At 36.0% G+C, this 16,560-nt stretch carries 18 protein-coding genes; 11 read left to right on the forward strand and 7 right to left on the reverse strand.

The features are described from left to right. The first annotated feature begins 143 nt into the window (after positions 1–143). Entirely contained in the window at positions 144–1,310 is a 1,167-nt protein-coding gene (metK, locus tag J536_RS06105; RefSeq protein WP_032062381.1) for a methionine adenosyltransferase, read from the forward strand. 128 nt (positions 1,311–1,438) lie between these two features. On the opposite strand, the gene J536_RS25965 is transcribed toward metK, so the two are convergent. Next, on the reverse strand, positions 1,439–1,687 hold the full coding sequence (locus J536_RS25965) for a hypothetical protein (protein WP_002121448.1): 249 nt from the start codon (positions 1,685–1,687) through the stop codon (positions 1,439–1,441). 259 nt (positions 1,688–1,946) lie between these two features. Here J536_RS25965 and J536_RS06110 point away from each other — a divergent pair, with 259 nt between their 5' ends. Continuing rightward, complete coding sequence (locus tag J536_RS06110; protein ID WP_032034812.1) at positions 1,947–2,138, forward strand: hypothetical protein; 192 nt, start codon at positions 1,947–1,949, stop codon at positions 2,136–2,138. A 66-nt stretch (positions 2,139–2,204) separates the two neighbouring features. On the opposite strand, the gene J536_RS06115 is transcribed toward J536_RS06110, so the two are convergent. Beyond that, positions 2,205–2,771, reverse strand: a complete 567-nt coding sequence (locus tag J536_RS06115) for an FxsA family protein (protein WP_002121432.1) — start codon at positions 2,769–2,771, stop codon at positions 2,205–2,207. A gap of 494 nt (positions 2,772–3,265) precedes the next feature. Here J536_RS06115 and blaOXA point away from each other — a divergent pair, with 494 nt between their 5' ends. Further along, positions 3,266–4,087: an OXA-213 family carbapenem-hydrolyzing class D beta-lactamase gene (blaOXA, locus tag J536_RS06120; RefSeq protein ID WP_032062383.1), complete on the forward strand. Its 822-nt coding sequence runs from the start codon at positions 3,266–3,268 to the stop codon at positions 4,085–4,087. 79 nt (positions 4,088–4,166) lie between these two features. Here the strand turns inward: blaOXA and J536_RS06125 are convergent, their stop codons facing one another. Both J536_RS06125 and J536_RS06130 read right to left on the reverse strand, forming a co-directional pair. After that, a complete protein-coding gene (locus tag J536_RS06125) occupies positions 4,167–4,712 on the reverse strand; it encodes a GNAT family N-acetyltransferase (RefSeq protein WP_032062385.1) in 546 nt (181 codons plus the stop codon). Further along, positions 4,709–5,302: a helix-turn-helix domain-containing protein gene (locus tag J536_RS06130; RefSeq protein WP_032062387.1), complete on the reverse strand. Its 594-nt coding sequence runs from the start codon at positions 5,300–5,302 to the stop codon at positions 4,709–4,711. Before J536_RS06130 ends, J536_RS06125 begins: the two co-directional genes overlap by 4 nt. Before the next feature lie 197 nt (positions 5,303–5,499). Here J536_RS06130 and ruvC point away from each other — a divergent pair, with 197 nt between their 5' ends. Continuing rightward, a complete protein-coding gene (gene ruvC / locus J536_RS06135; protein WP_002121356.1) occupies positions 5,500–6,045 on the forward strand; it encodes a crossover junction endodeoxyribonuclease RuvC in 546 nt (181 codons plus the stop codon). A 4-nt stretch (positions 6,046–6,049) separates the two neighbouring features. Here the strand turns inward: ruvC and J536_RS06140 are convergent, their stop codons facing one another. After that, complete coding sequence (locus tag J536_RS06140) at positions 6,050–7,510, reverse strand: bifunctional ADP-dependent NAD(P)H-hydrate dehydratase/NAD(P)H-hydrate epimerase (protein WP_032062389.1); 1,461 nt, start codon at positions 7,508–7,510, stop codon at positions 6,050–6,052. Positions 7,511–7,536: 26 nt separating this feature from the next. Here J536_RS06140 and queG point away from each other — a divergent pair, with 26 nt between their 5' ends. Next, on the forward strand, positions 7,537–8,637 hold the full coding sequence (gene queG, locus J536_RS06145) for a tRNA epoxyqueuosine(34) reductase QueG (RefSeq protein WP_032062391.1): 1,101 nt from the start codon (positions 7,537–7,539) through the stop codon (positions 8,635–8,637). Positions 8,638–8,724: 87 nt separating this feature from the next. After that, positions 8,725–9,714: a biotin synthase BioB gene (gene bioB / locus J536_RS06150; RefSeq protein ID WP_005069622.1), complete on the forward strand. Its 990-nt coding sequence runs from the start codon at positions 8,725–8,727 to the stop codon at positions 9,712–9,714. Positions 9,715–9,762: 48 nt separating this feature from the next. Here the strand turns inward: bioB and J536_RS06155 are convergent, their stop codons facing one another. Together J536_RS06155 and J536_RS06160 are read right to left on the reverse strand one after the other, a co-directional pair. Beyond that, complete coding sequence (locus J536_RS06155) at positions 9,763–9,975, reverse strand: hypothetical protein (RefSeq protein ID WP_032034803.1); 213 nt, start codon at positions 9,973–9,975, stop codon at positions 9,763–9,765. 63 nt (positions 9,976–10,038) lie between these two features. Continuing rightward, positions 10,039–10,389: a hypothetical protein gene (locus tag J536_RS06160; RefSeq protein ID WP_017386793.1), complete on the reverse strand. Its 351-nt coding sequence runs from the start codon at positions 10,387–10,389 to the stop codon at positions 10,039–10,041. 409 nt (positions 10,390–10,798) lie between these two features. Between J536_RS06160 and J536_RS06165 the strand changes: the two genes are divergently transcribed. The 5 genes from J536_RS06165 (at position 10,799) to J536_RS25970 (ending at position 16,526) form a co-directional block, all read left to right on the forward strand. Continuing rightward, the gene (locus J536_RS06165; protein ID WP_002115990.1) at positions 10,799–11,371 is read left to right on the forward strand and encodes a fimbrial protein; all 573 of its coding nucleotides are present in this window, start codon (positions 10,799–10,801) and stop codon (positions 11,369–11,371) included. A gap of 73 nt (positions 11,372–11,444) precedes the next feature. Further along, positions 11,445–12,188 (forward strand): molecular chaperone, encoded by a 744-nt coding sequence (locus J536_RS06170; protein ID WP_032062394.1) that lies wholly within the window; start codon positions 11,445–11,447, stop codon positions 12,186–12,188. Between the two features lie 139 nt (positions 12,189–12,327). Continuing rightward, positions 12,328–14,772, forward strand: coding sequence for a fimbria/pilus outer membrane usher protein (locus tag J536_RS06175; protein ID WP_081404094.1), 2,445 nt, complete (start codon positions 12,328–12,330; stop codon positions 14,770–14,772). After that, positions 14,769–15,788, forward strand: a complete 1,020-nt coding sequence (locus J536_RS06180; RefSeq protein WP_032062396.1) for a fimbrial protein — start codon at positions 14,769–14,771, stop codon at positions 15,786–15,788. The genes J536_RS06175 and J536_RS06180 overlap by 4 nt, the downstream gene beginning before the upstream one ends. Before the next feature lie 558 nt (positions 15,789–16,346). After that, positions 16,347–16,526, forward strand: coding sequence for a hypothetical protein (locus J536_RS25970; protein ID WP_002115975.1), 180 nt, complete (start codon positions 16,347–16,349; stop codon positions 16,524–16,526). The last annotated feature ends 34 nt before the right edge of the window (positions 16,527–16,560 follow it).

The following is a 16,560-nucleotide window of genomic DNA, read 5'->3' on the forward strand; positions in this document are numbered from 1 at the left end:
ATATCAATTTTGCTAATACACTTATCAATTAAAACACACTATAAATGAAATAAATTCATGCTTTTTAGTCAGTATGAACTGGTCCTCAAGCTCAAGTCGATGTAACATATTATGTCTTTTGAAATAACCAAGATAGGACTTTCATGCGCGAGTACGCTGTTTTTACCTCGGAATCTGTAAGCGAAGGTCATCCCGATAAAATGGCCGACCAAATTAGCGACGCTATTTTGGATGCAATCTTAAAAGAAGACCCATACGCACGTGTTGCTTGTGAAACACTGGTAAAAACAGGCGCTGTTGTACTTGCTGGTGAAGTAACAACGACTGCTAATATTGATGTTGAAGCTGTTGTTCGTAATACTGTTAACGGTATTGGTTATCACCACTCTGATCTTGGCTTTGATGGGTCAACGTGTGCTGTAATCAATATGATTGGTAAACAATCACCTGAAATTGCTCAAGGTGTAGACCGTCAAAAACCAGAAGATCAAGGTGCTGGTGACCAAGGCCTAATGTTCGGTTATGCAAGCCGTGAAACAGACGTGCTTATGCCTGCGCCGATTTCTTATGCTCACCGCTTAATGGAGCGTCAAGCTGAACTTCGTCGTTCAGGTGCCCTTCCATGGTTACGCCCAGATGCAAAAAGCCAAGTTACTTTTGCCTATGAAAATGGCAAGCCTGTACGTCTAGATGCTGTTGTTTTATCTACTCAGCACGATCCTGAAATTTCTCAAAGCCAGCTTAAAGAAGCAGTTATTGAAGAAATTATTAAACCGATCATTCCTGCTGAAATGTTCCATGCAGCTACTAAGTTCCACATTAACCCAACAGGTATGTTCGTTATTGGCGGCCCTGTAGGTGACTGTGGTTTAACGGGTCGTAAAATTATTGTTGATACATACGGCGGTATGGCTCGTCACGGCGGGGGTGCTTTCTCTGGTAAAGATCCATCTAAAGTTGACCGTTCTGCTGCTTATGCTGGTCGTTATGTTGCAAAAAATATTGTAGCTGCTGGTCTTGCTGACAAATGTGAAATTCAAGTGAGTTATGCAATTGGTGTAGCAGAACCTACTTCGATTTCAATTAATACCTTTGGTACAGCAAAAGTTTCTGATGAGTTGATTATTCAACTTGTGCGTGATCATTTCGATTTAAGACCGTTTGGTATTACTCGTATGTTGGATCTTCTTCAACCAATGTACAAACAAACTGCGGCTTATGGTCATTTTGGTCGCGAAGGTTCTGACTCTGCATTTACTTGGGAAAAAACTGATAAAGTTGAAGCTCTTAAAGATGCTGCTGGCCTCTAAAACAAAATCGTAAAAAAGCCCGCCATTGAGCGGGCTTTTTTATTTATAGTTCAAATTTTATGGTATGTAGGGTTTAATCTTCTAGCAATCATCCTTGACGCCATATCATTTGTAGCTGTAATCAAAATCTATTGTCTTGTCGTTTTATCATCCTGATTTAATACATCCAGTAAAGTTGACTGCGTTGGAGTATCTTGATGGTTCTGGATATAAATATGGACAACTTTAAATACAACGACAACAGCTAGACAAGCCATCACACAAAACATCCATAAGCCATACGGGCTTCGAATATGTTGTGAACCACAATATGGACATGATTTATCAGTCGATGCCACAACTTTGTCGCAACACGCACAATGGTATTGATATAGCATAGGTAACCCTCCTTCCCTCATTTCAACCGTTGTTGTTTTAATAGGTTTGCTACATTTTTTAATTTATACATCCTTTATATTTATCCTATGTGAAATGAATAGATAATTCAATCTGGATGAACAATTGAGTCAATTAAAAAATATTAATTAAAAACATATATATAAGTTAAATATTATTTTTATAGGACTATTTTTCTTATTTTGATATTTTGCCAAATTTGTTAAAATAAGCGAATAATCTCACATTTTAGGCAAATGCATGTCACATACAAAGCTCATTAATAAAGGTGGCTTTCGCGAACGAGCCAACCGAAGCCGAGGTTATCAACAATCTGAGAATAAGCAAACAGCCTTAGCTTCAAACAAATACCAACCTCAAACAAAACCACAAGAAAGCCCAACTGAAGTGGCTCAAACAGATTCTGTTGTGACTGAACATCTAACTAAATAATTTATATTTTTTTAAAATAAAAAAGACCTAAACTTTAGAGGTTTAGGCCTTTAGATAAGGTATTTATTAATCCTTATTTTTATGTTCAATTTTCTTGTGATCTGGAGTGACTTCTCGCGCTTCTCCGTCAATAATACTTGAATCACGGTATTGACCTTGACTGCCCCCACCTTGTTGATTCTGCATATCTTGCATTTGGCGCATTAGATCAGCAAATGGATTTTGCCCTCCCATATTACCGCCCATACCACCCATCATTTTATCCATCATAGCTTGTTGGCGTTTTGCCAAAGTTCTCATCGCTATATTACGGAAAGCAGTTTGAACACCAGGGATCAAAATTAAAACCGCTAACACATCAGAAACAAGGCCTGGCAACATTAATAAGAAACCTGCAAAAGCATAAGCAAGTTTTTTAGTTACTGTTGGGTCATTACCGAGTTGGCCAGTCATCTGCATTTGCTGTAATTGAGGCATAATACCAGCAGTACTTCTGCGAATAAGCCCCAAACCAATAAAGAAAGCAAGAATGAACCAAAAGAACACATACCATCCACTGATGAACTGTGCTACGCCAATCCATACGGCAATTTCAACAATCGCGCCCAGAACTACAATAAGAAGTAAATTCATGTAAAACTTTATCTATCTCAAAAAGAAAATTCATTGCAATTTTATTTGACCCAACCCTACCTAAGTTACAAATAAGGTTTAAGCTTTCCTCTTAGCTTTGATAGTTCTGTCTAATTCCTAAAAATTAACAACGCTATCGGATCAACAAGAGTCTGCAATACTAGAGTACATTTGATTTTAACTCGATAAAAACAAACATGCTTTATTATTAATGAGTGCTGTATCAAGTTTATCAAGTGCGACTTCAATTAGATTTTAATTTTTTTACTCTAGTTAAACGAAAAGTCCTTCAAGAAAGCAGTTTTTTAGTCTAGTTGAAAACTTAGGTTCTTAGAAAAATTGGATATATTCTTTTATTTATATAGTTGTTTTATAAAATTTTAAAAAGTAGTGCATAGATATAGAATTTCGTAAATAACTTACATTTTCTCTATCTAAAAGTACCTCTATTCAAGTTAAATTAAAGAATAACTCTTTTAAACTCACATAAACTCATGACTAAAAAAGCTCTTTTCTTTGCCATTGGTACGATGTTTTTATCGGCATGTTCTTTTAATACGGTAGAACAACATCAAATACAGTCAATTTCTACCAATAAAAACTCAGAGAAAATTAAATCGTTGTTTGATCAAGCACAAACTACAGGTGTTTTAGTTATAAAACGTGGGCAAACAGAGGAAGTCTATGGCAATGATCTTAAAAGAGTATCAACCGAATATGTTCCCGCCTCTACCTTTAAAATGTTAAATGCTTTGATAGGACTTGAGCATCATAAAGTAACACCAACTGAAGTGTTTAAATGGGATGGGCAAAAGCGTTTATTTCCCGATTGGGAAAAAGACATGACCTTAGGTGATGCTATAAAAGCTTCTGCTATTCCAGTTTATCAGGAACTAGCTCGACGAATTGGCCTTGATCTTATGTCTAAAGAGGTAAAACGCATTGGTTTCGGTAATGCTGATATTGGTTCAAAAGCAGATGATTTTTGGCTTGTTGGTCCACTTAAAATTACACCTCAACAAGAAGCCCAGTTTGCTTATGAACTAGCCCATAAAACTCTTCCTTTTAGCAAGAATGTGCAAGAACAAGTTCAATCTATGCTGTTCATAGAAGAAAAAAATGGACGGAAAATTTATGCCAAAAGTGGTTGGGGATGGGATGTGGAGCCTCAAGTGGGCTGGTTAACAGGCTGGGTCGTTCAACCTCAAGGAGAAATTGTAGCGTTCTCACTCAATTTAGAAATGAAAAAAGGCATACCTAGTTCTATTCGAAAAGAAATTGCTTATAAGGGATTAGAGCAGCTAGGTATTTTATAATTTGAACTTTATAGCCCAGCTTATATTCATCCTTATAAACTGGGTTATTTTAAAACTTGAAATTTGAAAACCTTATTATTTATCCGTCAACTGGGGTATGTGGTGTATTTAAATTTAACTGATAGAAAGCAGCATCTAACCATTGACCAAACTTAAAACCGACTTGCTTAAAAGTACCTGCATGAATAAAGCCCATTTTTTCATGTAAACCGATACTTGCTTGGTTGGTTGCATCAATACAGCCTATCAATACATGTAAGTCTGCCTCTTGAGCACGCTTAATCAATTCTTGCATTAAAATTTTGCTTAATCCGCCGCCACGATGTTCATGATGAATATAAATACTATGTTCGACCGTATATTTATAGGCAGGAAAAGCTCTAAAAGTTCCCCAACTTGCAAAACCTAATAACTTGTTTGTCTCATCTACAATACCAATGACAGGAAAACCATTTTCTCTTTTAACTGCAAACCAGTTTTTTATCGACTCTTCAGAGCGCGGCAAATAGTCATACAAAGCAGTAGAATTGATAATTGCTTCATTCAAAATATCTAATATAGCCTTTGCATGTGTAGCTTCATGACAATCGATTAAACGTAAATTTGGATTAAGATTTTTAATCATGAAGATTCCTTAAGAATAGAGACGAGCTCATTACATACAACTAAAATATATCGAGCAGCTTTAGAAGAAGGATTGCTATATATGATCGGTTGATCTAATTGCATCGCCAAACAATCCCCCTCTTGTAAAGCATAAAAGTTTTCACCCAATTGAATATCAATTTGCCCCTCTATTACCCAAATTTGCTGTAATACAACTTTAGAATTCGTACTTGTTTCATAAGTAACTCGGGACTGGGCTGGAAATTCAATTTCAACGATCTGAAATGGAGATTTCCAATTTGGAGGCGAAACTTGACGGCGAATATATCCCGTTTCTGGATCTTTCCATTCTGCTTGTTGACTACGCCGTACCATAGGTTGAGGCGATTGAGTATTCTGGGGCGAATCAAATAGCTGAGTCAAAGGCACCCCTAAACCATTTGCTAGCTTTTCAAGAACAACAGCTGTAGGGCTCGCTTCTCCTCTTTCAATGAGTGAAATTGCAGAACGGCTTACCTGACATCGACTAGCAAGAATATCTAGGGTATATCCACGCGCTAGACGTATTTCACGCACTTGCTGCGCAATGCGGATATTAATATCTTCCATCTACCGATAAACTTTAATTCCAAAATTATAGATAAGTATTCCACTAAAATAGAATTACATCAAATGATTTTAAAGATATAAATTAGTTCGATAAAAACCGAAAAATAACCATTCATCGCAGCATTCTTTAAATTACGCATGCAGAACCTTTTTGGCTATGTAACAATACTCTCTAAACTATTTATATAAGTCTTCACATGGCATTGATTATTGGTATTGATCCGGGTTCACGCTTAACAGGTTATGGAATCATTGAAAAAGATGGTAGTAAACTACGTTTTGTTGATGCCGGTACAATCCGAACAGAAACTCAAGAAATGCCAGAACGCTTAAAACGTATTTTTGCTGGCGTTGAGCGAATTGTGAAATTCCATGGTCCAACTGAAGCTGCGGTTGAGCAAGTCTTTATGGCTCAAAACCCAGACTCTGCCTTAAAATTAGGACAAGCCCGTGGTGCTGCCATAGCAGCATTAGTTAATTTAGATTTACAAGTTGCAGAATATACTGCCCGTCAAATTAAACAGTCTGTGGTTGGTTATGGCGCTGCCGATAAAGAACAAGTCCAAATGATGGTCATGCGATTACTTAATTTGACGATTAAACCTCAATCCGACGCAGCCGATGCCCTTGCTGCTGCCATTTGCCATGCTCATGCATCGGGAAGCATGAGTAAACTGTCTGTTTTAAATGCTTTAGGTGGTATGGCACGTGGGCGAAGTCGTTCTAGCAGTCGTAGACGTTAAAAATTTATTGATTTACAACCTGACTAATGGCTTGATTCATTTGGTAAGCCTGTAAACCACGCATACCTTGTTTTGCAAGTTCATCACCTGCTTGAGCATGCAGAGTCACTATCTCATGTAATGCAATACCTTTGTGGAACTGGGCTTTTAAGCTCGCAATCATTCCTGCTAACACATCTCCCATTCCACCGGTTCCCATACCAGGATTACCTTGCGTACAGATATACAAATTATCTTCTAAAATTAAGCTACCCGCTCCTTTAAGCACCCAATGGCCTGCATATTTTTGTTGTAAGGCATAAATTGCAGCAATTCGGTCATTTTCAATTTGCGCTGTAGAGCAACCAAGTAAAGTAGCAGCTTCTCCAGGATGAGGTGTGGCATAAATATGTGTATTTAACTTTTCAGGCTGTTTAGCCAGAAACCATAAAGCATCTGCATCTAAAACAACTTCTAGGCGTGTACTCTGATTTAACAAATTAAACCATTGTTGATAAATCTGCTTTGCCCAATCGTCACGGCCTAATCCCATTCCAAAGCATATTGCATCAACCAGAGATAGAATCTCTTTAATATTGTTTTCATCTAAAGCATTAATATCACGAAGTATAATATTAGGTGCCCGCGACAAAATGGCCTGATGGTGGTTGCGATGACAAACCACTGTCACTTTGCCTGCACCCGCATGAAAAGCAGCTTCAGCAGCCATAATAACTGCACCGCCCATTTGCTCATGTCCACCCACCACTAAAACATGCCCATAACTTCCCTTATGCCCAAATGCCATACGCTGAGGAAGTCTAATATTTGTGGGTGACAAATAAGCTAAGGGTTTCAGCTCGTGGTCTGTAGGAATTAAATTAATTAAATGAACTTGTCCCGCGTACTCTTTACCTTGCCCTGTAAATAGTCCTGCTTTAAGACCTAAAACAGTAAAGGTATGATCAGTTCTTACTGAACAGGGTAAGACTTGTCCTGTATTTGCTTGTAAGCCACTCGGTATATCAATCGAAATTTTTAAGCCCACTTGTTCATTAAAATTTCGAATTACTTGTTGCCAACCTATATTTAATTCTCGGTTTAAACCTATGCCAAATAAAGCATCAATATGACAATCAAATGTTCTTTTAATATCAAAATTTGGATGAATTTGGGCTTTCATTTCTCTAGCAAATTGCGCTGCACAATGTAAATCGTTTGACTCACCCAATTGAGCTGCAAAGATTTCAACATTAAATCCAGCTTGCTTCAGATAACTTGCTATAAAGTAACCATCACCTGCGTTATTGCCTTGCCCGCACCAAACAGCAATATTCTTGATAGACCGATCTTTAAAAAGCTCAATAAGTTGCTGGGCAATTGACCAAGCCGCTTGCTGCATTAAACCTAAGGAGGAGTTTTGTGCAGCAAACCAGCGCCGCTCCCATGCTCGAATATCATCGCTATGGTAAACTACCGCCTGCATATTATTATCCTCTTGCATTTTGGTTTATGACATCTTCCGACACATCACGCATTACAGTGCAACAAATTGATCCACATGAATTAAAAGCATGGATCAAAGCTCAAGCATTAGACTTGGGTTTTGCTGATTGTGTCATCGCAAAACCAGATGCTCAAGAGCAAATGCCACGTTTTTTAGAGTATCTTGAACGTGGTTATCATGCAGATATGACTTATTTAGAAGAAAATCTAGAAAAACGAGCTGATCCAACACTATTAGTGCCTGGCACAAAAAGTATTATTTGTGTCCGCATGAATTATCTTGTGGAATCTCCAAAGCCTCGATATGTACCTTTGGAACCTAACTCCGCCATTATCGCCCGTTATGCACGTGGTCGTGATTACCATAAAGTCATGCGTGGTAGATTGAAAACGCTAGCAACAAGAATACGTGAAAAAGTTGGTGACTTTGAATCTCGCCCTTTTGCGGATTCGGCGCCTATTTTTGAAAAATCATTAGCTGAAAGTGCTGGAATGGGTTGGACAGGTAAACATACTTTGCTCATTCATAAAAAGTCAGGTTCTTTTTTCGTATTAGGTGAGCTATTTACGTCACTCGAGCTACCTTTCGACGAGCCTGCAACAGCACATTGTGGTTCTTGTAGCGCTTGTATTGATATTTGCCCGACGCAAGCAATTGTCGAGCCTTATATGTTAGATGCAAGACGTTGTATTGCCTATTTAACTATCGAATATAAAGGAATTATTGCTGAAGAATTACGTGCAGGTATTGGAAATCGAATATTTGGTTGTGATGACTGCCAGTTAATTTGTCCTTGGAATAGCTTTGCCAAAACAGCATCTATTTCTGATTTTAATCCTAGACATGGGTTAGATAATATTAGTCTGCTTGATATCTGGCAGTGGGATGAAGCCACTTTTTTAGCCAATACGGAAGGTAGCCCTATCCGCCGGACAGGTTATCAATCATTTAAACGTAATATTGCAATCGGATTAGGAAATGCTCCTTATTCAAAAGAAATTGTAGATCAACTACAAAATGGCAAAAATTTACATGACGAAATCGTCAATGTGCATATTGATTGGGCAATTGAACAGCAACTTAATCAACTTCAGCTATCAAATTAAAAAAATGATGTTTTTTGCCCTATAGCTTTAATACGAATTCTGTATGATTATGTATAGTGAATTAATGCCATCATCATGGATATGACAATGACTCTACGTAATGATTGGAATCGTGAAGAAATCCAAGCTTTATATGAACAACCTTTTTTGGATTTAGTTTTCAAGGCTCAGCAAGTACATCGTGAGCACTTCACTGCCAATTCAATTCAGGTCAGTACCCTTTTATCTATTAAAACGGGTAAATGTCCTGAAGATTGCAAATACTGCTCACAATCGGCACATTACGAATCAAAACTAGAAGCAGAAAAACGTATTGCTGTTGAAAAAGTGATTAGTGAAGCGAAAGCTGCAAAAGATTCAGGTTCTTCACGTTTTTGTATGGGTGCTGCTTGGCGTAACCCACATGAGCGCGATATGCCTTATGTTTTAGAAATGGTACGTGAAGTTAAAGCATTAGGTATGGAAACCTGTATGACTTTAGGGATGCTTAACCAATCTCAAGCAGAACGCCTAAAAGTTGCTGGTTTAGATTACTACAACCACAATTTAGATACATCTCGTGAGTATTATTCTCACATCATTAGTACTCGTACTTTTGATGACCGTTTAAATACGCTTGATTATGTTCGTCAAGCTGGTATGAAAGTTTGTAGTGGCGGTATTGTGGGTTTAGGCGAAAGTCGTGAAGACCGAATTGGTTTATTACATGAACTAGCTACCCTACCAATTCATCCTGAATCTGTGCCAATCAATATGCTTGTTCCTATTGAAGGAACACCTTTAGCTGATGTTGAAAAGCTTGATGTAATTGAGTGGATTCGTACTATTGCTGTGGCGCGTATTATCATGCCTCATAGTTATATCCGTCTCTCTGCGGGCCGCGAATCATTAAGTGATTCAGACCAAGCCTTAGCATTTATGGCTGGTGCAAACTCATTATTCTCTGGTGATAAACTACTAACCACACCAAATGCCGGTGAAGGTAAAGACCAAGCTTTATTTAATAAACTAGGTTTAACAGCTGAAAAACCAAAGCCAACAGTTGCTGATTTATCAGTAGATGCAATGAGTGCTTAACTCAAATTAAAAAATTTAAAAGCCCTGATCATTCAGGGCTTTTTTCATTTATATAGAAGTTACTAATATTCCGTAAGTAGCATTCAGAAAGGTTCCAACTCGAATAATATCTTTTCCTGCTGCATGCGTTACTGTGAATTCTTGGCTCAACACATCAAAATTAAAAGAATCAAAAACATCTTGATGATGTAAAAGCCAAGTCACCGTATCTGCTACATTATCATCCACAATATAAGTTAAGGCCTTAAAGTCTTTACTCATAAATAACTCTTAAAAATAAATTTTATGAATTTTATATGAGTTCACTCTACCTTAAAAGAAAATCTAAGCTGCTTTAGGATTTACTAACGAATGACCTGACAATAGACTTGCCAAGGCTTGAGGTGTAAATTCTAAAGAAAGCACATGATTTTTGAGATTGACTGAATGCTTACTAATTAATGGAAGTAAGCCATCTTCTGTTTCAAAGACATATTCATCTGCAATATTTAAGATACCTTCAAGGTTCGTCGTACTTGAAGCAAGATCATGGCTAAAGATGTCATAAATCGTTTGCAAGTTAAACGTTGTTTGCTGCTCCGTCGGATGCTTGATGAGATAATCCTTTAAAAATAAAACTAATTTATGAGCAAAGAAAAAGTAATTAGGTTTATAGCTATACTTCATAGTATTCATGGAACTGAACTCCAGATTATCTTTTATTGAATTACAACTAAAACAGTAGGAATTGAACCTTAAAAAATTCTTAAAAAATTAAATATATTTATAAGATATACACAAAACAATTTTATCATTCAAAAACAATAACTTAATCAAAAATATTAGATATTTATTATCTTAAATATTTTAAAATTACATTAATTCAATACAATACAATCACTTAGATATTACTAATTTTTAAATTCTATTTTAAATAAAAACCAACTAATTATTTTACCAACTGATAAAAAATAATTTATTTAATTTTTATTAATAAAAACAATTGATCAAAATATATATAAATATAATGTTTTCCTTGTTTTTTGATTGAAAAGTGATATATTTCCTTCGCCTTACTTAATCAGAATAAACTTACTGAAAAGTAATGGATTTTATTTTAAAAAGCTATTCTGGGGATTTTATGAAAAAATTTATTTTTGTGGCGGCAGTTTCTCTCTTAAATATAGCAAATGCACAAGCAGCAGATGGCACAATTACTATTAATGGTCTTGTCACGGATAATACTTGTACTATTGATACTGGAGATAAAAATTTAACAATCAATTTGCCTACTGTTTCATCTCAAACCTTAAAAAATGCTGGTGATGTAGCTGGTCGTACACCTTTTCAAATTAATCTAACGAACTGTACCGCTGCAGGTAAAGTCGCAACTTATTTTGAACCAGGCGCAACCGTTGACTTTAATACGGGTCGTTTATTAAACCAAGCAACTTCTGGTGCAGCAACAAATGTAAATATTCAGTTACTTGGCAGTAATAACGCTGTAATTCCTTTACTTGCTACAAGCACAAATGAAACTCAGACGAATTCACAATGGGTAAATGTTTCAGCAGGCGGTAGTGCTGATCTTAACTATTATGCTGAATATTATGCTACAGGTGCTTCTACTGCTGGTACGGTAACATCGCAAGTAAAATATACGATTATTTATCAATAAACTTAAAATTGAAGCTTCTATTCATGAATAGAAGCTATCTCCTTCCTATTATTTGTTATTGAGAATATGACTGATGCTTTTTCGTGGTCGTAAATTTTTTTGGGGATTAGTGTGTCTGCAAGTAGTGCTCACTACTACAGGCCATACTGAAATTGTTTTACATGGTACTCGTGTCATTTACCCTTCAAATGCACGTGAGATCACATTACAACTAAGTAATAACGGCACGGCCCCGTCTCTTGTTCAAGCATGGATCGATGATGGAAATGCAAAGTCAACACCAGATGAAACAAATGTACCTTTCATTATTACTCCACCAATTTCACGAGTAGAAGCAACTAAGGGGCAAACCTTAAGAATTACAGCTTTACCTACTACATCTCAACTAAGCCAACAACAAGAATCTATTTTTTGGCTTAATGTTTTAGATATCCCTCCTAAACCTGAAGGAAGAACTCAACAAGGTCAAACCACAACAACCTCTAACAATTTTTTGCAACTCGCCGTTCGTTCGCGAATTAAATTTTTTTATCGCCCTATAGATCTAAAAGAAAATATTGATCAACTAAGTGACAAAGTCGAGTGGAAAATAAATGATCAATATCTAATGATAAAAAATCCGACACCTTTTTTTCTTACTATCACCTCCATTTTTCAAGGAAGTGAAAGCCATAAAACAGACTTATTGCAACAAGGGTTAATGATTGCCCCTTTTTCAGAGGATAAAATTAAACTAAAAAATAAAAACTTAGCCGATATGAGCTTTGTATATATCAATGATTACGGTGGACGAGTTGAACACCCAATAAAATTCTAACCTCATTGTATTTCTTAAGAAAATTTAAAACCTATCATGAATAGGCTCTAGAACTATGTCTAAATGGTTTATACCTTATATATGTTTAAAAAGCCCCTTTACTTGGTATGTCGTCTCAAGTATTACGCTATTCATGCCTGTGGCTATATATGCTGAAAATAATACTGATGCTCCACATTTTACAAAGGCTGAATTTGATAGCAATTTCTTAGTAGGTAATGCACAAAAAATTGATATAGCTCGCTTCAAATACGGAAACCCGATCTTGCCTGGTGAATATAGCTTAGATGTTTATATTAATGGTCAATGGCTGGGTAAACGGCGTATGCGATTTACTGCCTCAGCTCCTAACACAAATGCTGAAACATGTTTTACAGAAGCCGCGTTGCTTGAATATGGCGTAAAAGCTGATGTTCTAAGTCAACATGATTCTAATTCATCACCTTCATGTAAAGCTCTCGCTTCATGGATAGATAGTGCTTTTTATGTATTTGATAGTTCCCGTTTAAGAATTGATATTTCGATCCCGCAAGTCGTCTTAGAAAAAAATCCGCAAGGCTATATCGATCCACATTTATGGGATCGCGGTATTAATGCAGCTTTTTTAAGCTATAACGCCACAGCATATCGAATAGTCAATGAACAACATCAAAATAGTTATGCTTTTATGGGAACCAATCTTGGAGCAAATTTAGCAAGGTGGCAGTTTCGCCATAATGGACAATGGAAATGGCAAAGCCAATCTAATAATTCTTCTTATACATCGACAAATACATATATACAAAAGGCGTTTCCCGATATTCACGGTGTTGTGACTTTAGGAGATTATTTTACTAATAGCGATTTTATTGACTCTTTGCCCTATCGTGGAATGAATATTTCAAGTGATGACCGAATGCTTCCAAATAGCATGCTCGGTTATGCTCCAAGAGTTCGAGGTTATGCCAAAACCAATGCAAAAGTCGAAGTTAGACAACAAGGTAATTTAATTTACCAGACCACTGTTCCACCTGGGAACTTTGAAATTAATGATCTCTATCCCACAGGATTTGGAGGTGAATTACAAGTTTCGGTACTTGAATCTAATGGAATAGTTCAAAAATATTCTATTCCATATGCTTCTGTCATTGAAATGTTACGTCCTCAAATAAGCCGATATTCATTCACGTTAGGACAATTTCGAGACCCAAACATTAAGTTAACTCCATGGCTAATACAGGGTAAATATCAACGCGGAATCAATAATTACCTTACAACTTATAGCGCAATTCAAGGAACGCAGCAGTATTTCTCTGTATTGTTAGGTACAGCTTTTTCAACGCCAGCTGGTGCTATTTCTTTTGATGCAACACATTCAAATGCCAATTTTTCTTATCAACCTAAAATGACAGGGCAAAGTTATCGTCTAAGTTACAATAAGTTATTTTCTCCAACGCATACTAACTTAACACTAGCAACTTATCGTTATTCAACACAAAACTATCTCAAACTACGTGATGCAATTTTGATTCGGGACTTACAAGAGCAAAACATTGATAGTTTTTCGGTAGGTAAGCAAAAAAGTGAATTCCAGCTTAATTTAAATCAAGCTCTTCCAAACCAATGGGGAAATTTCTATTTAGTAGGTTCGTGGACAAACTATTGGAACCAGTCTACTACTAATAAGCAATTCCAATTAGGTTATAGCAACCAATTTAAAGATTTAACTTATAGTTTCTCTGCAATTAATAGTGAAACTATTGAAGCTAGCGGGCGAGCTAACCAAGATACTCAATATCTCATTTCTCTATCCTTTCCCTTAGATTTTAAGAAAAGCTCTTTAAATTTTAATAGTCTTATAAGTGAAGATAGCCAAATTCTGAGTTTTAGCGGTTTTACAGGAAACCGGTTGAATTACGGCGCATCAATTTCCAGTCAAAACCATGGGCAAACGAATCTCAATATCAATGGCAACTATAAGACAAACTACACAACATTAGGTGCTTCTTTTAGTTACGCTGACTCATATCAACAAGAAATGCTTAACTTGAGTGGCAATATCGTTACTCACTCCCAAGGAATTCTGTTTGGTCCAGATCAAGCTCAAACAATGGTTTTAGTTTATGCACCAGATGCAACAGGAGCACAAGTCGGTAATACACCAGGCCTCAGCATAAACAAAAAGGGATATGCGGTTATCCCATATGTTACGCCTTACCATATGAATGACATTAGCCTTGACCCACAAAACATGTCTACACAGGTTGAGCTAGCTGAAAGTAGCTTACGTATTGCTCCCTATGCAGGCTCAATCACTAAAGTTCAATTCACAACAAAAAAAGGTTACGCACTTTTTATCAGACCGACCACTTTAGATGGCTCACATTTACCTTTTGCCGCACAGGTATATAACCAGAATAACGAAGTAATAGGTATTGTTGCGCAAGGCAGCCGTATTTATTTACGAACCCCCTTAACCCATGACCTTTTATATGTGAGATGGGGAGAAAGGAATACTGAAAAATGCGAACTTGAATACGATATCACGGATCAAATAAAGCATAACAATCAATCAATTATTATGACAAAGGCAGTCTGTAAATGAATAAGATTTTAAAAAAAATTGGATTTTTGGCAGCGAGTCTATTTGCTTATAGCCATACAAATGCAAATTGTAATTTAAGTAAGGGATTTACCACCGTCGATATCCCGATGAACATTGGTAAAATCGTCGTAAAACCGACTGACCCTATAGGGACTATCTTACAAAGGAATACTTTTACGATTTCTCCCAATAATTCCACTGCAACATGTAGTCGTGCTAGTGATCAAATTATTGCGGCTCTCCCCTTAAATTATCCAGTTAGCCCAATAGGTAATAATGTATATGCAACCAATATTCCCGGTATTGGTATTCGTCTTTATCGTGAAGCAGCAGATGCTTCAGATTTTTCTGGGTATTACCCATATAGACGTACTTTAACCCCAAATACTGCATATACCCTTTCACCGGGATATTTTGTTATGGAAGTTATTAAAACATCCATGACCACAGGTTCAGGAGCATTAGTAGCAGGACGTTACAGCACCTATTATGTATCAGGTCAACAAAACCGACCATTTTTAACTACTACAGTATTAAGTAATGCTCCTATTTTGATCGCGTCTTCATCATGTGAAATTCAAAATGGTGTAGATATACCTATTCAACTCCCGACTGTTACAAAGTCAGGTTTTAAAGCGATTGGTTCAACACAAGGCGAGCAGAGCTTTAATCTATCGATTTCATGTAACGGCGGCGAAAACAACTCGGGTATAGCAACAAGTAACACCATCAGCTTAAGTTTTGACTATAATTCTGATCCCAAAAATAATCAGGTCATTAATAATAGTGCAGCAAACTCAACCAAAGCCAATGGTGTGGGTGTAGAACTATTATGGAATATGAATGGTGCCACTACCCCAATTCAAAAAACAATAAAACAAAATATAGGCACAGTCAGCTCTAATCAGACTATAGAGTACGATATCCCCTTAACTGCTCGTTACTATCAAACAGCGGCTAATGTAAGCGCGGGTGAGGTTACGGCAACAGCAACTGTAACTATTCAATATGATTAACTTATCTCTAAAAATTTATTAAAAATAATTAAGCTTAGCTCAGCTAAATAATCTTAAAATTTAACGATTCAAAAATTTTGTAGTTATATTAAAAAGTCACATAAAAAAATGCTCATAAGCAAAAATAGCAAATGAGCATTAGTGATAACCACTTAACCTGAAATACAAATTGTGGGAAATAGATCACAATTTGCATAACTATAATTCCAAAATTTAGCTTAAAAATCAAGTCTTTTTTTTAACAAAAATTTAAATAACCACAGTAAACTATTGTTTTATATTAATTAAAAAATTAAATTTATTTTTTACATTCCTATTTTATAGTGTTTCTAAAGAATTATCATTCTATTAATTAATAAAAACTTAATTTTAAGAAATAATGAAAGAAATTGATTTATATAGCCTAAAAATAATTTATTTATTTTTCAAAAGCTTAATAAAAAACCAATTTTATAAAATTATAAAGAATTACATAATCTATAATAAAAAAAACATAAATAAATTTAGAAATCCCCTTCAATTACAAACAATATTCTTAGGCTTTTATCAGAACGTAACATGCTCATTTTTTGGAAAATATTATGTATTGTTTTACTAAGTCTAGGAGCTACAAGTATAGGTTACGCGATCAGTAAAATTGATCTTTTTCTTTTCCTCATAGGGCTACTTTTACTAATATCTTTTATTTTAGCTTTAAAACAGGCACGTGAAGATGCAGGCTTTTTTTCTGATCAATGAAATTTATAGGTAAGAATATCGTATTAACAATAAA

The organism is Acinetobacter sp. 809848 (assembly GCF_000581275.1).
GTDB lineage: Bacteria > Pseudomonadota > Gammaproteobacteria > Pseudomonadales > Moraxellaceae > Acinetobacter > Acinetobacter pittii.